Origin of the sequence: Streptomyces sp. NPDC057307 (assembly GCF_042667665.1) — a bacterium.
Classification (GTDB): Bacteria; Actinomycetota; Actinomycetes; order Streptomycetales; family Streptomycetaceae; genus Streptomyces.
Genome location: NZ_JBHUZM010000014.1, coordinates 1 through 15,741 on the forward strand (window position 1 = coordinate 1; position 15,741 = coordinate 15,741).

At 71.0% G+C, this 15,741-nt stretch carries 16 protein-coding genes; 5 read left to right on the forward strand and 11 right to left on the reverse strand.

Annotated elements, in window-relative coordinates:
- Positions 1-98 precede the first annotated feature (98 nt).
- The 6 genes from ACFUN8_RS08385 to ACFUN8_RS08410 all read right to left on the reverse strand — a co-directional run bounded on the left by ACFUN8_RS08385 (position 99) and on the right by ACFUN8_RS08410 (position 6,381).
- The gene (locus ACFUN8_RS08385) at positions 99-1,115 is read right to left on the reverse strand and encodes a TIGR04222 domain-containing membrane protein (RefSeq protein WP_383633402.1); all 1,017 of its coding nucleotides are present in this window, start codon (positions 1,113-1,115) and stop codon (positions 99-101) included.
- A 191-nt stretch (positions 1,116-1,306) separates the two neighbouring features.
- A complete protein-coding gene (locus ACFUN8_RS08390; protein WP_383633405.1) occupies positions 1,307-2,260 on the reverse strand; it encodes an SRPBCC family protein in 954 nt (317 codons plus the stop codon).
- Positions 2,257-2,574: a metalloregulator ArsR/SmtB family transcription factor gene (locus ACFUN8_RS08395; RefSeq protein ID WP_363241460.1), complete on the reverse strand. Its 318-nt coding sequence runs from the start codon at positions 2,572-2,574 to the stop codon at positions 2,257-2,259. Before ACFUN8_RS08395 ends, ACFUN8_RS08390 begins: the two co-directional genes overlap by 4 nt.
- Positions 2,575-2,699: 125 nt before the next feature.
- Positions 2,700-3,554, reverse strand: coding sequence for an alpha/beta fold hydrolase (locus ACFUN8_RS08400; protein WP_383633410.1), 855 nt, complete (start codon positions 3,552-3,554; stop codon positions 2,700-2,702).
- A gap of 33 nt (positions 3,555-3,587) precedes the next feature.
- Positions 3,588-4,865: a YeeE/YedE family protein gene (locus ACFUN8_RS08405; RefSeq protein ID WP_383633413.1), complete on the reverse strand. Its 1,278-nt coding sequence runs from the start codon at positions 4,863-4,865 to the stop codon at positions 3,588-3,590.
- A 337-nt stretch (positions 4,866-5,202) separates the two neighbouring features.
- Complete coding sequence (locus ACFUN8_RS08410; RefSeq protein ID WP_383633416.1) at positions 5,203-6,381, reverse strand: hypothetical protein; 1,179 nt, start codon at positions 6,379-6,381, stop codon at positions 5,203-5,205.
- 176 nt (positions 6,382-6,557) lie between these two features.
- On the opposite strand from ACFUN8_RS08410, the gene ACFUN8_RS08415 reads away from it, so the two are divergent.
- Positions 6,558-7,304: a phosphotransferase family protein gene (locus tag ACFUN8_RS08415; protein WP_383633419.1), complete on the forward strand. Its 747-nt coding sequence runs from the start codon at positions 6,558-6,560 to the stop codon at positions 7,302-7,304.
- A gap of 113 nt (positions 7,305-7,417) precedes the next feature.
- On the opposite strand, the gene ACFUN8_RS08420 is transcribed toward ACFUN8_RS08415, so the two are convergent.
- Positions 7,418-7,801 carry a VOC family protein gene (locus ACFUN8_RS08420; protein ID WP_383633421.1) on the reverse strand — a complete coding sequence of 128 codons (384 nt, stop codon included), beginning with the start codon at positions 7,799-7,801 and terminating at the stop codon, positions 7,418-7,420.
- Between the two features lie 64 nt (positions 7,802-7,865).
- Positions 7,866-8,837: a phosphotransferase gene (locus tag ACFUN8_RS08425; RefSeq protein WP_383633424.1), complete on the reverse strand. Its 972-nt coding sequence runs from the start codon at positions 8,835-8,837 to the stop codon at positions 7,866-7,868.
- Positions 8,838-9,056: 219 nt separating this feature from the next.
- On the opposite strand from ACFUN8_RS08425, the gene ACFUN8_RS08430 reads away from it, so the two are divergent.
- Positions 9,057-9,584: a hypothetical protein gene (locus ACFUN8_RS08430; RefSeq protein ID WP_383633427.1), complete on the forward strand. Its 528-nt coding sequence runs from the start codon at positions 9,057-9,059 to the stop codon at positions 9,582-9,584.
- Between the two features lie 67 nt (positions 9,585-9,651).
- Here the strand turns inward: ACFUN8_RS08430 and ACFUN8_RS08435 are convergent, their stop codons facing one another.
- Together ACFUN8_RS08435 and ACFUN8_RS08440 are read right to left on the reverse strand one after the other, a co-directional pair.
- Complete coding sequence (locus tag ACFUN8_RS08435; RefSeq protein WP_383633430.1) at positions 9,652-9,891, reverse strand: DUF397 domain-containing protein; 240 nt, start codon at positions 9,889-9,891, stop codon at positions 9,652-9,654.
- On the reverse strand, positions 9,891-10,742 hold the full coding sequence (locus tag ACFUN8_RS08440) for a helix-turn-helix domain-containing protein (RefSeq protein ID WP_383633433.1): 852 nt from the start codon (positions 10,740-10,742) through the stop codon (positions 9,891-9,893). Before ACFUN8_RS08440 ends, ACFUN8_RS08435 begins: the two co-directional genes overlap by 1 nt.
- A 167-nt stretch (positions 10,743-10,909) precedes the next feature.
- On the opposite strand from ACFUN8_RS08440, the gene ACFUN8_RS08445 reads away from it, so the two are divergent.
- Positions 10,910-11,359: an ATP-binding protein gene (locus ACFUN8_RS08445; RefSeq protein WP_383633436.1), complete on the forward strand. Its 450-nt coding sequence runs from the start codon at positions 10,910-10,912 to the stop codon at positions 11,357-11,359.
- A gap of 12 nt (positions 11,360-11,371) precedes the next feature.
- On the opposite strand, the gene ACFUN8_RS08450 is transcribed toward ACFUN8_RS08445, so the two are convergent.
- Entirely contained in the window at positions 11,372-11,980 is a 609-nt protein-coding gene (locus ACFUN8_RS08450; protein ID WP_383633439.1) for a TetR/AcrR family transcriptional regulator, read from the reverse strand.
- A 185-nt stretch (positions 11,981-12,165) separates the two neighbouring features.
- On the opposite strand from ACFUN8_RS08450, the gene ACFUN8_RS08455 reads away from it, so the two are divergent.
- Together ACFUN8_RS08455 and ACFUN8_RS08460 are read left to right on the forward strand one after the other, a co-directional pair.
- Positions 12,166-13,098 (forward strand): SDR family NAD(P)-dependent oxidoreductase, encoded by a 933-nt coding sequence (locus ACFUN8_RS08455; protein WP_383633442.1) that lies wholly within the window; start codon positions 12,166-12,168, stop codon positions 13,096-13,098.
- Positions 13,099-13,238: 140 nt separating this feature from the next.
- The gene (locus ACFUN8_RS08460; RefSeq protein WP_383633446.1) at positions 13,239-15,680 is read left to right on the forward strand and encodes an ATP-binding cassette domain-containing protein; all 2,442 of its coding nucleotides are present in this window, start codon (positions 13,239-13,241) and stop codon (positions 15,678-15,680) included.
- Positions 15,681-15,741 lie beyond the last annotated feature (61 nt).

Genomic DNA, 15,741 nt, shown 5'->3' on the forward strand with positions numbered 1-15,741 from the left:
CCGCACCCGCGGCCCGGCCGGCGATCGGCCGTTGCCTGTCCGGCTCCGCCTGCCCGTCGGCTCAGAGGCTCCCGGCACCGACCGCGCGGGCACGCGCCCTAACCCCCGCCCCCGCCCCCGCCGTCGGCCCCCGCCACCGCCCCGGCAGCGCTCAGCGCCTCCGCGTACGCGGACATGAACGTGGTGAGCTTCCGGAGGTCGTCCCCGGCGCCGCCGCGCGTCGCGGACGATCCCCGCGGTGACTCGAACCGCTCCAACGCGCCCAGCCCGTGCGAAGCGACGTACCGCAGCAGCGCGTCCCTAGATCCGCTCGGGGGACGAGCGGCCCGTGCGCCCGGTGTCCCGCGCGCCTCCCGCGCGAGCGAGGCGGTGCCACCGGGTGTCGCCGGCCTCAGTTGGCCGCCCGTCGCCTTCGAGAAGACCACCGTCACCAGGATCAGCTGCCCGAGCAGCCCCAGCACCGACAGGACCACGTCCCTGTCGAGCCCTCCCTCGGCGCCCTCCGGCCGGCCACCCATCGACGCGATCGTCAGACACACCACGCAGACGATGAGGCACAGGCTCACGACGATCGCGTAGTAGCCCACCGCGCGCTCGCGAATGCGGCAGATCCGGGCGTCCGCGTCGTCCAGCAGCCCGAGCGAGACCAGCCGTCGGTGCTCCGTGCCCATGCCGGCCCCGTGCGCGCCCTCCCACAGCACGTCCATGAGCCGAGAGCGCTGACGCCGGGCCCGGACAAGGGAGTTGAGCATGGTCCGCCGTACGTCGAGCGGCCCGGCGTCCGCGTCGCCCGCCTCCGGCGCGTCCCGTGTCTCCCGTACGGCGCCCGGCGAGGGCGAGACCCAGCCGCCGGTCTCCAGGACCACGTCCCGGGTCAAGTACATCCGCAGCAGCCCGACTTCGGCCATCCGCCGGGCGCCGCCGGACAGCAGGCCCAGCTCCTCCGGGGTGAGGTCGGGCGCCGATGTGCCGGGGGGACCGCCGGTCCCCGCGGCCCGGCGGCGTACGGCCGCCCGATGCCGGACACCCGTCACCACCATCGTCACGGCGTACGCGAACTCGACCGCCACCAAGGCGCCGAGCGCGGCCACGAGATACGGCGCGTCCCACTCCATGCACGTCCCCCTCAGAGCCTGGGGTGCGTGGTCCCACGGCAGCCACGACCCGACGCGGCCCCGGGCGTCACCCCGTTGACGTGTCGAATGATGGCCGACTTCCGGGGAGAAGGGGAGGGCTCGCGGGAGGGAGAGTGCGGGCGAGGAGGGGGAGGCGTGCGGGATGGCCGGATCGTCGCGCGGGTCGAAGCTCAGGCGTCGAGCAGCCCCGCCGCCAGCTCCTCCACCCGTACCCGCCGCGCCGCCAGCGCGCCGTCCGTGCCGAAGTCGCGCGGCCCGGTCTGGGTGAGCACCAGGCGGGGCCCGTGGCCGGTCCCGGCGCGCAGTTCCCAGCGGACCTCACCCTCGGGATGCCAGGTGTACGCGAGGAGTTCCGGCGCCCGTACGTCCGTCACCGGGCCCGCCGGAACCTTCTCCGCGGTGAAGCCGGCAGGTACCGGTGAGCCCGCCAACGGCTCCACTCCGCCCGTCAGTCGGGCCCAGACCGTCTCGGCGGGCCGTACGAGCTGACGATCGAGGCGGACGCGTCGCCCGCCGTCGGCCGTCTCCTCGACCCGGCCCCGCGTCAGCTCGTCGAACCGCGCCAGATACGCCTCGTGCAGCGTGCCGCCCGTGTCCCGCTCGACATCGACGGGGCCGCCGGCCAGCAGCCGCCCCAGCGCGGTGACGCAGATCTGCCAGCCGGACGCGAAGCTCGCCGCCCCGAACCGGTCGCCGAAGGTGTGTACGAGGGTGAGCCGCGAACCGCCCTCCCCGTCCGGTGTGATCTCCCAGCTCAGATGGTCCTCGCCCCAGGTGAAGGCGAAGAGGCGCGGCTCGTCGGCGTCCGTCACCTTCCCGGTCATGCCGGGGCCGGGGCCGGGGTCACCGGGAAAGTGGAAGCCGATCTCGCCGCCCGGCCGCAGGTCCACGCTCACCTCGGAGGGGAACCACCGCGCGAGATGCGCGGGCTGCGTGATCGCGTCCCAGACCCGCTGCGGCGGATGCGCGAGCCGGCGCTCCATGCGCAGCTTCGTCCGTCCGCCGCTCTCGGAGGAGAGGGACGAGGAGAAGCCGTCGAAGTCGGTGTCGGGGCCAGGTTCGGGGTCGGGGCCGGAGTCAGGGCCGGGAACGGAGTGCGGGTGCGGGTGCGGGTTCGGAGTCATGAGGAGTCGTCCTCCATCGCGTCGAGATGCCGTTCGAGCGCGTCGAGACTGCCGGTCCACAGATGCCGGTAGTGCGCGAGCCAGGCGTCGAGTTCGGCGAGCGGTTCCGGGTCAAGTTCGTACCAGCGGCGCTGGGCGTCCTGCCGGACCCGGACCAGTCCGGCGTCCCTCAGCACCCGCAGATGCTTGGAGGTGCCGGGCTGGCTCAGGCCGAGCCGGTCGGTCAGCTCTCCGACCAGATGCGGACGCTCCAGGAGCAGATCGAGGATTTTGCGCCTGCTCGGCTCCGCGAGCACGTCGAACGGTATGGGCATACCCCGACCATACTCGCTCGGTTATATAACCGCCAAGCTATGTAAGAGTCCCGCCCCGCGTCCCGCCCTACGTCCCGCCCCGCCTCTCACCCTTGCCTCTCACTCCTGGCTCTCACCCCTGGCGCTCACTCCTGCGTCTCGCCGCGCGTCTCGTCCCGAGCCATGAGCCAGTCCATCGCCGACGGACACACGTCGAGCACCGAGATGTGCCCGTCCTCGGGCCGTACCCACAGCTCCGCGCGGGGGAGCGCGGCGAGCGTCCAGCCGGCGTGCGCGGGTGGTACGACCCGGTCGAGACTGCCCTGCGCGAGCAGTACGGGCGCGGTCACCTCCGCCAGGTCGAAGCCCCACGCGGTGGCGAAGGCGACGTCGTCGTCGATCAGCCCGTCCGGCCCGGCCTGCCCCGCCTTCCCCGCGTCGGCCCCCAGCGACGACCACTCGCCGTCCAGCGCCGCGAAGTCGGCGGAGGTGAAGCACGAGGAGTCGAACTCGTCCGTGGCCGCGAACAGTTCGCGTGCCTCGCGCCCGTCGGCGGCGGCGCGCAGGCCCCCGGGTGAGGTCATCCCCTCGTACCAGTCGAAGTCCTCCGTGTACGGCGCGATGCCCGCCAGGCAGACCACACCCGTCACCCGCTCCGGCAGCAGCGCGGCGCACGCCAGCGCGTGCGGCCCGCCCCCGGACGCCCCCATCACCGCGAACGACCCGACGCCGAGAGCGTCGGCGACCTGGGCCACATCGTCCGCCGCCGACGCCACGTTCCGGCCCGGCAGCGGGCTCGAACCCCCGTAGCTGGGGCGGCCGTACGACACCAGCCGGATACCGCGCGCCGCCGCCGCGGTGAGCAGCGGCTCCAGCGGGGCACCGGTCTGCGGCGAGCCGTGATGCCAGACGACGGTCAGCCCGTCCCGGTCGCCGCCACCGCTGTCGTACGTCCGCAGCGTGCGCCCGTCGTTCAGCTTCACGTTCTGTTCGATGACCATCGCCTCAGCGTACGGCGCGCCGGCCCTCCCGGTTCAGCAGATCCCGTCCCCCGGCTTGGGGTTGCCCAGCGCGAACAGCGGGCGCAGCCGTATCCCCGCCCATGTCCCGAGCAGCGCGGTCGCGCCCCAGATCCAGCCGTGCAGACTGCCCGACGCGATGCCCGCGAGGTACGCGCCGATGTTGCAGCCGCCCGCCAGCCGCGCGCCGATCCCCATCAGTACGCCGCCGAGCACGGCGGCCACGGCGGTACGGCCGGGGATGCCCCGGTGCAGCGCCCAGGTCCCGCCGAGCGAGGCGGCGACCGCCGCGCCGATCATGATGCCGATGTCGGTCAGGCTGTTCTTGTCCTTCAGTACGGGCCCCGCGAACATCTCCGCGTTGCCCGGCTGCTGCCAGAACGACCAGTTCGCGGGGTTGCCGCCGAGCGCGTCGACGACCCGCGAGCCCCACAGGCTGAACGCGCTCGTGACACCCCACGGCCCGCCGGACACCAGCAGCACACCGGCGCCGAGCACGGCCAGCGCCAGCGCGCCGGCGACGAGCGGCCAGGAGCCGCGCAGCACACGGGCCGCGCCCCCGGCGCTGGGCGGGGTGCTGATGGGCGGCGGGTTACGGCGTGCCTGTACGCGGCGGCTCACCAGCACGATCAGTCCCAGTACGGCGATGGTCACCGCCCAGGAACCGAACCAGCCGACGTGGTCGGACAGCAGGACCGGGTCGAGCGCCGGCAGGTCCTTCCAGAGGTCGAACTGCCAGGCGGCGACGGTCGATCCGACGATGAAGCCGCCGAGCGTCAGCACGATGGACGACTGCCCGGACCCGACGGCGAACAGCGTGCCCGACGCACAGGCGCCACCGAGCTGCATGCCGACGGCGAAGACGAACGCCCCGACGAGCAGCCCGACTCCGAGCGGCCCCGCCGACGGCGCGGGCACGGAGCCGAACAGTCCCGTGCCGCTGCCGATGATCAGCGCGAAGAGCGTGGCGGTGGTGCCGAGGAGCAGGGCGTGGGCGCGTAGCCCCTGCCCGTTGCCGACCGCCACCAACTGCCGCCAGGCGGAGGTGAATCCGAACCGCGAGTGGAAGAGCGCGACACCGAGCCCGAGCCCGAGCAGCAGGAGCGAGCCGGGCTTGGCGCCGTGCGTCGACCACACGTACGCGGTCAGCGCGACGGCCAGCAGCCCGGATATCACGAGCGGCACCCGCCGCACCGGAGGCGCCGGTTCTGCCTGAGGGGCGGGCGAGGAGGTCGGGGAGGGGACGAGCAGCGCGGCGGGGATCGTCCGGCGCGGGGGAGCGGTGGTGGTCACGACTGTTCTCCGGAGTCGGTGGTCGGTCGGTGGTCGCTGATCTGCGGTCGGCGGTCGGTACTCGCCGGACTCGCCGGGAGGCGATCAGCGGTCGGTACTTGCCGGGCGGCGATCAACGGCGATCAGCGGCGGGGCGCGGGGTCTCGACTCACGGACAACAGAGGTTGTCGTCGACGCACCACACCGAGTTCGCGAAGCACGCGAGGCAGAGGAGGCGGGCAGGTGCGGACATGGCGGCGAGAATAGCGCCCACATTCGATTCCACACACACGTATCTCACGGACCGGACACCGAGTCCATATGTGACCGGGCGGCCGCCCGGGCGCCGCCCACGCGTTCAACTGGTCCGGTCGGGCTCCGCCAGATACGCCGCCAGCCGGATGCCGTACTCGCGATGGCCCGCTTCGGCGCGGCTCCGCAGCTCGTCGATCCGGCCGTACTCGACGAGCAGGTCGGCCTGGGCGCCGGCCAACCTGTCCATGACGAACCGGTGTTCGTGGTCCTGCATGGCGCGGTCGAAGACCCGGACGGCTTCGTCGACACGGCCCTGCGCGGCCAGCAGAGCGGCGAGTTGGTCGACGGCGGGCCCGCGGGCCCGCAGGATTCTGATCGCGTCTTCGGGGCGGCCGTGTTCGTCCAGGAGCCGCGCTACCTTGACAGAGGCCGTGGAGACCACGTCGTACGGGTTGTGCGACCTGGACTCCAGGGTGGTCAGTGCCTGATCGACGCGCCCGTGCTTCACCAGCAGATCGATCAGGAAGTCGTAGGCGTGCGGCTCGTCGGCGTCGAGGCATTCCCGCATCACGGCGATCGCCTCGTCGACGCGCCCCAGCCCGACCAGCGCGCGGGACACCTCGAACCCATGGGCGTCGAGTGCCCGCAGCTCCTCGATCCGGCCCTGCTCGACGAAGACGCCCGTCACCAGATCGCGGGCGTAGCGACGCGTGCTGTCGGCGGCCATCGTCCGTACGTCCTCGATACGGCCCTGGAGGAGAAGCAGATGGACCAGCAGGTGCCATCCGGTGTAGTCGGTCTCCTGCGGGCGCGCCTGGAGGAGGGCGATGGTTTCCCCGATCCGGTCCTGCGCGACGAGCAGTTCGATCAGCTCCTCGCGGGCGTCCTTCTCAAGCCTGTCCAGGCGCACCTTCAGCACGGCGGCGGCCGCTTCCAGGCCGTCCTTCCCGGCCGTGGTGCCGGCCGGTGCGCCGGCCAGTGTGTCGGTGAGCAGGAGTTCCAGCTTGGTGTTCCTGTTCTCGGTGCGGACAAGTGCCCGCACTGCCTCGATGTCGCCCCGCTCGGCGTAGAGCTCCATCAGCCGAATCCTGGCCAGGCCCGTACCGGTACGGGCCGCCGACCGCAGCTCCTCGATCCGGCCCTCGTCAAGCATCTCCTGGACCCACTGACGGGCCCACTCGTGATAGCCCGGCTTCTCGGGGAACCAGCGGTCCCAATCGATACTGGCCCGCCCACCCCGCGCCCGCCCGGCCGACCCGTGGCCCACCCCCAACGCCTTCATCCTCGAAGTCTCCGCCCGCCAACTCCTTTCCACCAGACCGTCATCAGGACAGAACGAACAGAACGGACAGGCGTCGGGCAATCCCCGGTGACTCCGACGCTGATCCCGGTCGCCGCGCCCTCGCACGCGATAAACCCGGCGACGCGGACGGCCGTCCCCCGGAATACTCGGCGCCCATGGATGAGGTCGAAGTTGTCGTCGCCCATTCCGAGCGCGCGACCCTGCGCGTCGGCGACGTGTTCCTGAAGGTGGACGCCGATCAGGCGCGTATCGACATCGAGGTCGAGGCGATGGCCCTGGCGCCGGTCCCGACCCCGGAGGTCCTGTGGCGCAAGCCGCCCGTGCTCGCGATCGCCGCCGTCCCGGGGACGGCACTCGGCCGCCTCGGCGCGCCGTCGACCGCGTCCCCGGCGGCGTGGGCCGCGGCGGGCGCCGCCATCCGGAAGTTGCACGACGCGCCGCTGCCGCCCTGGCCCGGCCGGCGCCGCCGGGATCCCGGCGAGTTGGCGGCGGAGGTCGACGGCGAGTGCGAGCTGCTCGTGGCGAACGGCGTTCTGCCCGCCGACCTGGTCACCCGCAACCGCCAGGTCGCCGAGGCCGCGCTCCGGCCGTGGACCCCGGTGTTCACACACGGCGACCTGCAGATCGATCACGTGTTCGTCGACGGTGACGAGATCACCGGCATCATCGACTGGTCCGAGGCTGGCCGGGGTGACGCGCTGTTCGACCTCGCCACCGTGACGCTCGGACACGAGGAGCGCCTCGGTGACCTGGTCGCCGGTTACGGCCCCGGCGTCGACCTCGACGTGGTCCGCGCGTGGTGGTCGGTGCGAAGCCTGCTGGGGGTTCGCTGGCTGGTCGAGCACGGCTTCGACCCGTTCGCGGCGGGCTGTGAGGTCGACGTGCTGAGGGCCCGGATGTGAGGCTGCACGGGCCCGGAGTTCGCCCGGCCGCCATCCAGAAGACCGTCTACGAGAGCGGGCCCGTCCCCGTTCCACAGGGGCGGGCCCGCCCGGAGTCTCCGCACGGCCGGCAGTCAGGAGGACATCGCGGCACGGTCCGACTCGCTGCGCAGCACACAGAACTCGTTGCCTTCCGGGTCGGCGAGAACGGCCCACCCCGCGCCGTCGGCCTCCCGGAGGTCGGCGACCAGAGTGGCGCCCAGGCCCAGCAGCCGATCGACCTCCTCCTCACGGGAGGTCTCCGGACGCAGACACAGATGAATCCTGTTCTTGACCGTCTTCGGCTCGGGCACCTGATTGAAGTACAGGATCGGACCGGCCGGCAGCATCACCGCGGTCTCCTCGGCGCCCGGCCCGTCCTCCGGATGGAGCGGGCTGCCGGTCACCCCGCTCCAGAAGCGCGCCAGCGCATAGGCATCCGCACAATCGATCGCCACGTTCTGCAACACCGAGACCATGCGGCCCACCCTGCCCGAGCGACCCCGCGCCCGCCAACCGATTCCCCCGGCCACGACCGCACAGTCACCGCTCCGGCCCACGGTGCGGCCGCAGCGACAGCCACCGCAGCGAGGCGAGGCCGAGCGCCTTCATCGCGCACTCCAGCCTCGGATCCGTACCGGGGTCCGAGACATCCATCGAGCACGCCGCAGCCAGCAGAAACCCCGCCTGCGCCGAGATGAGCACATCCACCATCACCGGATCGACACCCCGCAGGAGCGGATGCCGGGCGGCGTACGGCTCCGGGTCGATCCCGTCGAGCGCCACACTCCCCAGCAGCATCACCACATCCGCGTACGCGGGCCCCGTCCACGCGTGCGGCCAGTCCACGACCACGACGCGCTCCTCGGTGAGCAGGACGTTGAACGGATACAGATCCCCGTGCGCCAACGTCTCCCCGACGACGGCCTCCGGCAGCCGCTCCTCCAACGCGAGATGCCGGTCCAACCCAGCCGCGGCATCCGGCGCGACCACGGCCAGTCTGGCGAGCGACCGGGGACTGTCCACCAGCCGACCCCAGCCCCCCAACCGGGGCGACGTGACAGCCGAGTTGAGGCGCGGCGCCGGCGTCAGCCGCTCGGAGAGATCCGTCATCGCGTCGAGCACCCGCACCAACTCGCCCTCACGCCAAGGCTGTACGGGCAGAGCCCCGTCCACGTCCTCGAAGACGAGCGCCACCCAGCCGTTCGCGTCGTACGACCCCAGAAGCCTCGGTACGGGAGCCCCGAGCGGCAGCCCGCCGTTCACCACGACCTCACGCCGGTGGAACGCCGCCACGCCCGGCGCGGCCTCCGCGTCCACCGCCTTGGCGAACGCCCGTCGCCCATCGGCCAGTCGCAGCCGCGCCGCGAGCCCGTCGGAGAACCCGCCCCGCTGACTCGTGGCCGCCGCCACCGCCCCTCCGAGCACCTCCTCGATGCCCGTCCGTACGGACGACGGGAGTTCGTGCCACGGCCGTCGCCGGCTGTCGGTGAACGCGTCGTTGTCGGTCGTCATGTCTCTCCAGAGATCGAAAAAGGAGCCGAGGCAGGAATTCCGTTTACCTGCCCGAAATTAAACTCGTGAAGTCGTGCAACCCTCGGGGAAGATCCCGTGTCTGCCTATGTGTTCGGATGAAATTCCAGCAGACAGCATCGGGCCCAATAGCCGAGCGGTAGCCGCCTTTGGCGGGCCCGTGGGTTTACTGCGCCCTTGTGCTCGGAGAAAGGTGTTCCTATGCGCTACACCAAGCGTGCGGTCGTGGCCACGGCCTGCGCATTCGCTCTGATCCCGGCGAGCGCGGCGTTCGCGGGCGACGGCCCGGCACCGGCCCCCTCGAAGTCCTCGAAGGCGCCCAAGTCGACCGCACCGACCGAGGCGGGAAACCCGTCGAGCGCGAAAGCGCGAGTGGCGGGAGTCTGTGCCGACGCGTACCAGGTCGGAAAGACAGCGTACATCGACAGGGCCGGCGCGCACATCGCCTCGGTCAAGCAGTTCTACTCGAAGACGTGCGACGAGAATTACGGGTATCTCTGGGTCTGGGATTCATTCCGTAACACCAACAAGGATTACGACGTGAGCGTCGCCGTCTACAGCTACAGCCAGGACGACTTCTTCGGCGGGGTGGCGTGGACCGACCACAACGGCCAGGAGTTCTGGTCGGAGGGCGCGAACACGGTGAAGGACTGCACGTCGGCGGTCGGCGCACTGCGCAGGGCGGGCGACCCGCTCGGGGGCGAGGCGGCCAGCCAGAAGATGTGCTGACGCGGAACTGACGCGGGTGGGGTGGTCCGAGGGGGCTCGGGCCACCCCGTCAGCGCGTCAGCGTTTTTCAGCGCGCTGCGAGATGGGTGGTGAAGGCGGCCCAGGCGGCGGGGGTGAGGGTGAGCCGGCCGATGTGGGGGTCTTTGGAGTCCCGTACGAGCACGGCGTGGGGCTGGGCGGCGACCTCGACGCAGTTGTCGCCGTCACCCCCGCTGTAGGTGCTCTTCGACCAGGCGACTTCGATGCAGTTGTCGCCGCCGCCGCCGCTGTAACTGCTCTTGAACCAGGTCAGTTCAGTGGTGCTCATTACGCTCCTCGCATCTGCTCCAGCAGGTTCGCGGTGGCCTGACAGCTCAGGGCCTCCGATCGCATCTTGCCATAGCGCTGAAGCATGGAACTTGCCAGTTTTGGGTCGGTCAGCAGGATGCTGCTGTCGTGGCCTTCGAAGTATCCGATCCATTGGTTGTCGGGTGTCTCTGCCGCGTACATCGGCCCCTCGAATCCGGAGTGGTCCTCCTGGCGCAACGGGATGAGCTGGACTTCCACGTTGCGTTGGACGCCCGCCTCCAACAGTCGTTCGACGACTGCTTGGGTCACGACCGGCCCGCCCAACCCTCTTTCCAGGAGTGCCTGTTCGATGATGAAACTGAACGAGGTGTTGGGTCGCTCCGTCAGGAGCCGCTGACGTGCCAGGCGGGCAGCCACTTGCTGTTCGATTTGGTCTTCGGTCAGGGGAGGCAATCGGCGGTCGAAGATCGCCCGGATGTACGGCTCCGGCTGCAACAACCCCGGAATCGCCCGACACTCGTACGCGTACAAGGAGATCGCCACCTCCTCGATCGCTGCCCACTTCTTGAACCACGACGCCAGCCCCGCCCCCTTCGTGAGACTCCTCGCCCCCGCCGTCAGCACCCTCTCCGCGACCGGACCCAGCACCGCCCCCGCCCGCCCCGGCAGATCCTTCGGCGGGAACCGCTTCCCCTGCTCGATCTTGGCGATGTAGTGCACCGAGTACTGAACGCGTGGTGCGAACTCCTCCTGGGTGAGGCCCGCTTCCTCCCGCAGCGCCTTCAGGACCGCCCCGAAGGTCTTGAGACTGTCCGACGTCTCGGGTTCACTGCTCGTACTGCCGCCGCCACCACTGCCGTCCGCCGTCATACCCGTTCGCCTCTCCGTGGCCCTGCTCCGCTCGATGCGTAACCCGCACAACTGGTTAAGCATCACTGGTAGTTACTCACCCAGTCCAGAGGGTGAACCAGTACAGCGGCCAGGTGTACTGGCGTTGGCCCTGGTGACGCCCACAATCCGGCCCGGACGCTGGGCATATGCCATCCCCTCAGGCCCAAGCGGCCGTCACCGTACGTGTGTTCACTCAGCGGTTCTCCGCCACCCGGCGCGGCGCGCGGCTCGCGCGGATGCTCGCCACTCAGCAGCTCGACGCGTGGGGCATTCCGTACGGCTCCGAGCCGTCCGACGGGGCCGCCCTCGTGGTCGCCGAACTGGCCGCGAACGCCGTGCTCCACGGCCGGGTTCCCGGGCGGGACTTCGCGTTGCGGCTCGCGTACAACACCGGCAAGAACCTCGTACGGATCGAGGTGACCGACACCCACAACGCGCTGCCCGCGCGTGCGCCGCGCGGCGCTGCCGCTGATGGTGAGACGGGGCGCGGGCTGGTGCTGGTGGACGCTATCGCCGTGCGGTGGGGGGTCAGCGGGCGGTCGGGGCCGGGGAAGACCGTGTGGGCGTACGTGCCGACGTCGCGCGAAGGGGTCTGAGGCCCCTCGGGGTCAGTGCTGGTAGCGCAGGCCGTCCAGCAGGAGATCGAGTGCGCGGCCCGCCTGCTCGCGCATGTCCGTCTCGCCGGCCGCGAGGGCCACGCCGCTGACGGCGATCAGGACGTCGTCGGCGTCGGCATCCTTACGGAAGGCGCCGTCCGCGGCTCCGGCGTCGAGCAGCAGCTTGATCGCGGAGCCGAGCAGGTCGCGGCTCTGCGCGTAGGGGTTTCTTCCCGAGGCGATGACCGCGCGGAGTGCGTCGGCCATGCCGTACTTGGCGATCATGAAGTCTATGTAGCGGTCCATCCACGCCCGTGTCGCCTCGGCGGGGGCCAGTTCGGCGAGGAGTGCGGGCGCGGCGTCACAGACGGCGGCGAGTTCGTTGCGGTAGACGGCCTCGACCAGAGCCTCTCGCGTGGGGAAGTGGCGGTAGAGCGTGCCGATGCCGACCCCGGCGGCCTTGGCGATGGCGTCGAGGGTCGCGCTCCCGCCGCCGCTCCCGCCGCCCGTTCCGCCGCCGGTTCCGTCGCCCTCGGAGAGCAGCCGCATCGCGGCGGCGAGGACGAGGTCGCGGTTGCGCCGCGCGTCCGCACGCAGTGGCCGGTCGCCGTTCGCTGCCACGCGCTCCTCCGTTCGCTGGGGCTCGTCGTCTTCATACTCCCGGCCAGAACGTAGCCCACGGCGGGACGTGCTTGCTAAGCGGAGCCTCCTCCGATTAGCGTGGAGGCTGAACGGAGGATCCTCCGTTTAAGTGTACGGCGGGGCCCGGCCTCGCCTCCTACGGAGCCGTACGGAAGAGGAACGTCATGAGCAGTCACGACCGCATCACCACCCCGTTCACCGCCGAATCCACCGCCGCCGAGGTCATCGACGGCATCGACCTGACCGGCAGGCGCGCCGTCGTCACCGGCGGCGCCTCCGGCATCGGCGTCGAGACCGCCCGCGCGCTGGCGTCCGCGGGGGCCGAGGTCACGCTCGCCGTACGCGACATCGGGGCCGGGGAGCGTACGGCCGCCGACATCACCGCCACGACCGGCAACCCCCGTGTCTCGGTCGCCCCGATCGAACTGGCCGACCGCGCGTCGGTCGCGGCGTTCGCCACGGCGTGGCAGGGGCCGCTGCACATCCTGGTCAACAACGCCGGTGTCATGGCGGAGCCGCTGAACCGTACGCCGGAGGGCTGGGAGCACCAGTTCGCCACGAACCACGTCGGTCACTTCGGGCTGGCGCTCGGCCTGCACGACGCGCTGGCCGAGGCGGGCAACGCGCGCGTCGTGTCGGTGAGTTCGAGCGCGCACCTGCGCTCGCCCGTCGTCTTCGACGACATCCACTTCGAGAACCGGGAGTACGAGCCGTGGGCGGCGTACGGCCAGTCCAAGACGGCCAACGTCCTGTTCGCCGTCGAGGCGACCAAGCGGTGGGCAGCCGACGGGATCACCGCCAACGCGCTCATGCCGGGCGGTATCCGCACGAATCTGCAGCGCCACCAGAATGAGAACCCCGAGTTCCAGAAACTGGTCGAGGGCGCCGCCTGGAAGACCACCGAGCAGGGCGCGGCCACCTCGATCCTCGTCGCGGTCTCACCGCTGCTGGAGGGCATCGGCGGCCGGTACTTCGAGGACGCCACGGAAGCTGGACCGAACGTACCGCCGGCCGGCACCGGCGTCGCCGACTACGCGCTCGACCCCGAGGCGGCGGCCCGGCTGTGGGACGTGTCACTGGACATGCTCGCCCGGTGACACGGCGGCCGCCCCGCGGGCTGTCCAGGCCGATCAGGATCGGAGAAGCGTTGGCCACCCGGCCGCACTAGCGTGGCGGCCATGGACAGCAGCGCCGGTCGGTCCGGACCGGGCGACCCGGCCGCACAGATGGAGACACGATGAGCAAGCCCACGAGAACGGGTACGAGGGCGGGGGCGGGTACGGGGGCGGGCTCGCGGGAGGGCTCGCCGGCGCCGGACGGCGCCGGCATCCATGGGGTGATCCGGGTGCACGGCGCGCGCGTGAACAACCTCAAGGACGTCAGCGTCGAGATCCCCAAACGCCGGCTGACGGTCTTCACCGGCGTGTCCGGCTCGGGAAAAAGCTCACTCGTGTTCGGCACGGTCGCCGCCGAGTCGCAGCGCCTGATCAACGAGACGTACAGCACCTTCGTACAAGGCTTCATGCCGACGCTCGCGCGGCCCGAGGTCGACGTACTCGAAGGACTGACCACCGCGATCATCGTCGACCAGCAGCGGATGGGCGCCGACCCCCGCTCCACGGTCGGGACCGCCACCGACGCCAACGCGATGCTCCGCATCCTCTTCAGCCGACTCGGCAAGCCGCACATCGGCTCGCCCGGCGCCTTCGCCTTCAACGTCGCGTCGGTGCGGGCCAGCGGTGCGATCACCGTCGAACGCGGCAACCGCAAGGCCGTGAAGGCGACCTTCAGCCGTACCGGCGGCATGTGCACCCGCTGCGAGGGCCGGGGCACGGTCTCCGACATCGATCTCACGCAGCTGTACGACGACTCCAAGTCGCTCGCCGACGGTGCTTTCACCATCCCCGGCTGGAAGTCGGACAGCTTCTTCACCGTGCGCGTCTACGCCGAGTCGGGCCTCCTCGACCCGCACAAGCCGATCCGCAGGTTCACGAAGAAGGAGATGGAGGCATTCCTCCACAGCGAGCCGACGAAGGTGAAGGTCGAGGGGGTGAACCTCACCTTCGAGGGACTGATCCCCAAGATCCAGAAGTCGTTCCTCTCCAAGGACCGGGAGGCGATGCAGCCCCACATCCGGGAGTTCGTGGACCGGGCGGTCACCTTCACCACCTGCCCCGAGTGTGACGGCACGCGGCTCAGTGAGGAGGCCAGATCCTCGAAGATCGGGGGGATCAGCATCGCCGACGCCTGCGCGATGCAGATCAGCGACCTCGCCGACTGGGTACGCGCCCTGGACGAACCGTCGGTCGCGCCGCTGCTCGAAGCGCTCGGCGGGACCCTCGACTCGTTCGTGGAGATCGGACTCGGCTACCTCGGCCTCGACCGCGCGTCGGGCACGCTGTCCGGCGGCGAGGCGCAGCGCGTCAAGATGATCCGCCACCTCGGCTCCTCCCTCACCGACGTCACGTACGTCTTCGACGAGCCGACGATCGGCCTGCACCCCCACGACATCAGCCGCATGAACGACCTGCTGCTGCGGCTGCGCGACAAGGGCAACACGGTCCTCGTCGTGGAGCACAAGCCGGAGACGATCGCGATCGCCGACCATGTCGTGGATCTCGGCCCCGGCGCCGGTACGGCGGGCGGCACCGTCTGCTTCGAGGGCACCGTCGAGGGGCTGCGCACCGCCGGCACCGTCACCGGGCGGCACTTCGACGACAGGGCCGTTCTCAAGGAGACGGTGCGCGAACGCACCGGCACGCTGCAGATCCGCGGCGCGGCGACGCACAACCTGCGCGATGTCGACGTCGACATCCCGCTGGGCGTGCTCGCCGTTGTCACCGGGGTCGCGGGCTCCGGCAAGAGTTCGCTCGTACACGGGTCGCTGGGCAAGAGCGCGGGGGGCGCCGGAGCGGATGTGGTGGCGATCGGGCAGGGTGCGATCCGCGGTTCGCGACGCAGCAACCCGGCGACGTACACCGGACTCCTCGACCCGATCCGTAAGGCTTTCGCGAAGGCCAACGGCGTCAAGCCGGCGCTGTTCAGCTCCAACTCGGAGGGCGCCTGCCCCAACTGCAACGGCGCCGGCGTCATCTACACCGACCTGGCGATGATGGCCGGGGTCGCGACCGTCTGCGAGGAGTGCGAGGGGAAGCGGTTCCAGGCGTCGGTGCTGGACCACCACCTCGGCGGGCGCGACATCAGCGAGGTGCTCGCGATGTCGGTGGCCGAGGCCGAGGAGTTCTTCGGCGCCGGCGAGGCGCACACACCGGCCGCGCACCGCATCCTGGACCGGCTCGCCGATGTCGGGCTCGGCTACCTCACCATCGGCCAGCCCCTCACCACCCTGTCCGGCGGCGAGCGGCAACGGCTCAAGCTGGCGACCCACATGGGGGAGAAGGGCGGTGTCTACGTCCTCGACGAGCCGACCGCCGGTCTGCACCTCGCCGACGTCGAGCAACTGCTCGGCCTGCTCGACCGGCTCGTCGACTCCGGCAAGTCGGTCATCGTGGTCGAGCACCACCAGGCGGTGATGGCGCACGCCGACTGGATCATCGACCTCGGCCCCGGCGCGGGACATGACGGCGGCCGGATCGTCTTCGAGGGGACACCCGCCGATCTCGTCGCGGACCGGTCCACGCTCACCGGCGAGCACCTCGCGAGGTACGTGGGCGCCTGATGGGCGGCGCCCCGACGAGTTCGGTCCGGACTGGCCCGTGTCGCTGTTGGGCCGAACGGGT

Bases quoted from the DNA above. Each gene is read 5' to 3' on its own strand.
- ACFUN8_RS08400 (WP_383633410.1), bottom strand. From the start codon at position 3,554: ATGGTCATCGAACAGAACGTGAAGCTGAACGACGGGCGCACGCTGCGG.
- ACFUN8_RS08435 (WP_383633430.1), bottom strand. From the start codon at position 9,891: ATGAGCACCACTGAACTGACCTGGTTCAAGAGCAGTTACAGCGGCGGC.
- ACFUN8_RS08425 (WP_383633424.1), bottom strand. From the start codon at position 8,837: ATGACGACCGACAACGACGCGTTCACCGACAGCCGGCGACGGCCGTGG.
- ACFUN8_RS08385 (WP_383633402.1), bottom strand. From the start codon at position 1,115: ATGGAGTGGGACGCGCCGTATCTCGTGGCCGCGCTCGGCGCCTTGGTG.
- ACFUN8_RS08445 (WP_383633436.1), top strand. From the start codon at position 10,910: ATGCCATCCCCTCAGGCCCAAGCGGCCGTCACCGTACGTGTGTTCACT.
- ACFUN8_RS08430 (WP_383633427.1), top strand. From the start codon at position 9,057: ATGCGCTACACCAAGCGTGCGGTCGTGGCCACGGCCTGCGCATTCGCT.
- ACFUN8_RS08390 (WP_383633405.1), bottom strand. From the start codon at position 2,260: ATGACTCCGAACCCGCACCCGCACCCGCACTCCGTTCCCGGCCCTGAC.
- ACFUN8_RS08440 (WP_383633433.1), bottom strand. From the start codon at position 10,742: ATGACGGCGGACGGCAGTGGTGGCGGCGGCAGTACGAGCAGTGAACCC.
- ACFUN8_RS08460 (WP_383633446.1), top strand. From the start codon at position 13,239: ATGAGCAAGCCCACGAGAACGGGTACGAGGGCGGGGGCGGGTACGGGG.
- ACFUN8_RS08455 (WP_383633442.1), top strand. From the start codon at position 12,166: ATGAGCAGTCACGACCGCATCACCACCCCGTTCACCGCCGAATCCACC.
- ACFUN8_RS08415 (WP_383633419.1), top strand. From the start codon at position 6,558: ATGGATGAGGTCGAAGTTGTCGTCGCCCATTCCGAGCGCGCGACCCTG.
- ACFUN8_RS08420 (WP_383633421.1), bottom strand. From the start codon at position 7,801: ATGGTCTCGGTGTTGCAGAACGTGGCGATCGATTGTGCGGATGCCTAT.
- ACFUN8_RS08395 (WP_363241460.1), bottom strand. From the start codon at position 2,574: ATGCCCATACCGTTCGACGTGCTCGCGGAGCCGAGCAGGCGCAAAATC.
- ACFUN8_RS08410 (WP_383633416.1), bottom strand. From the start codon at position 6,381: ATGAAGGCGTTGGGGGTGGGCCACGGGTCGGCCGGGCGGGCGCGGGGT.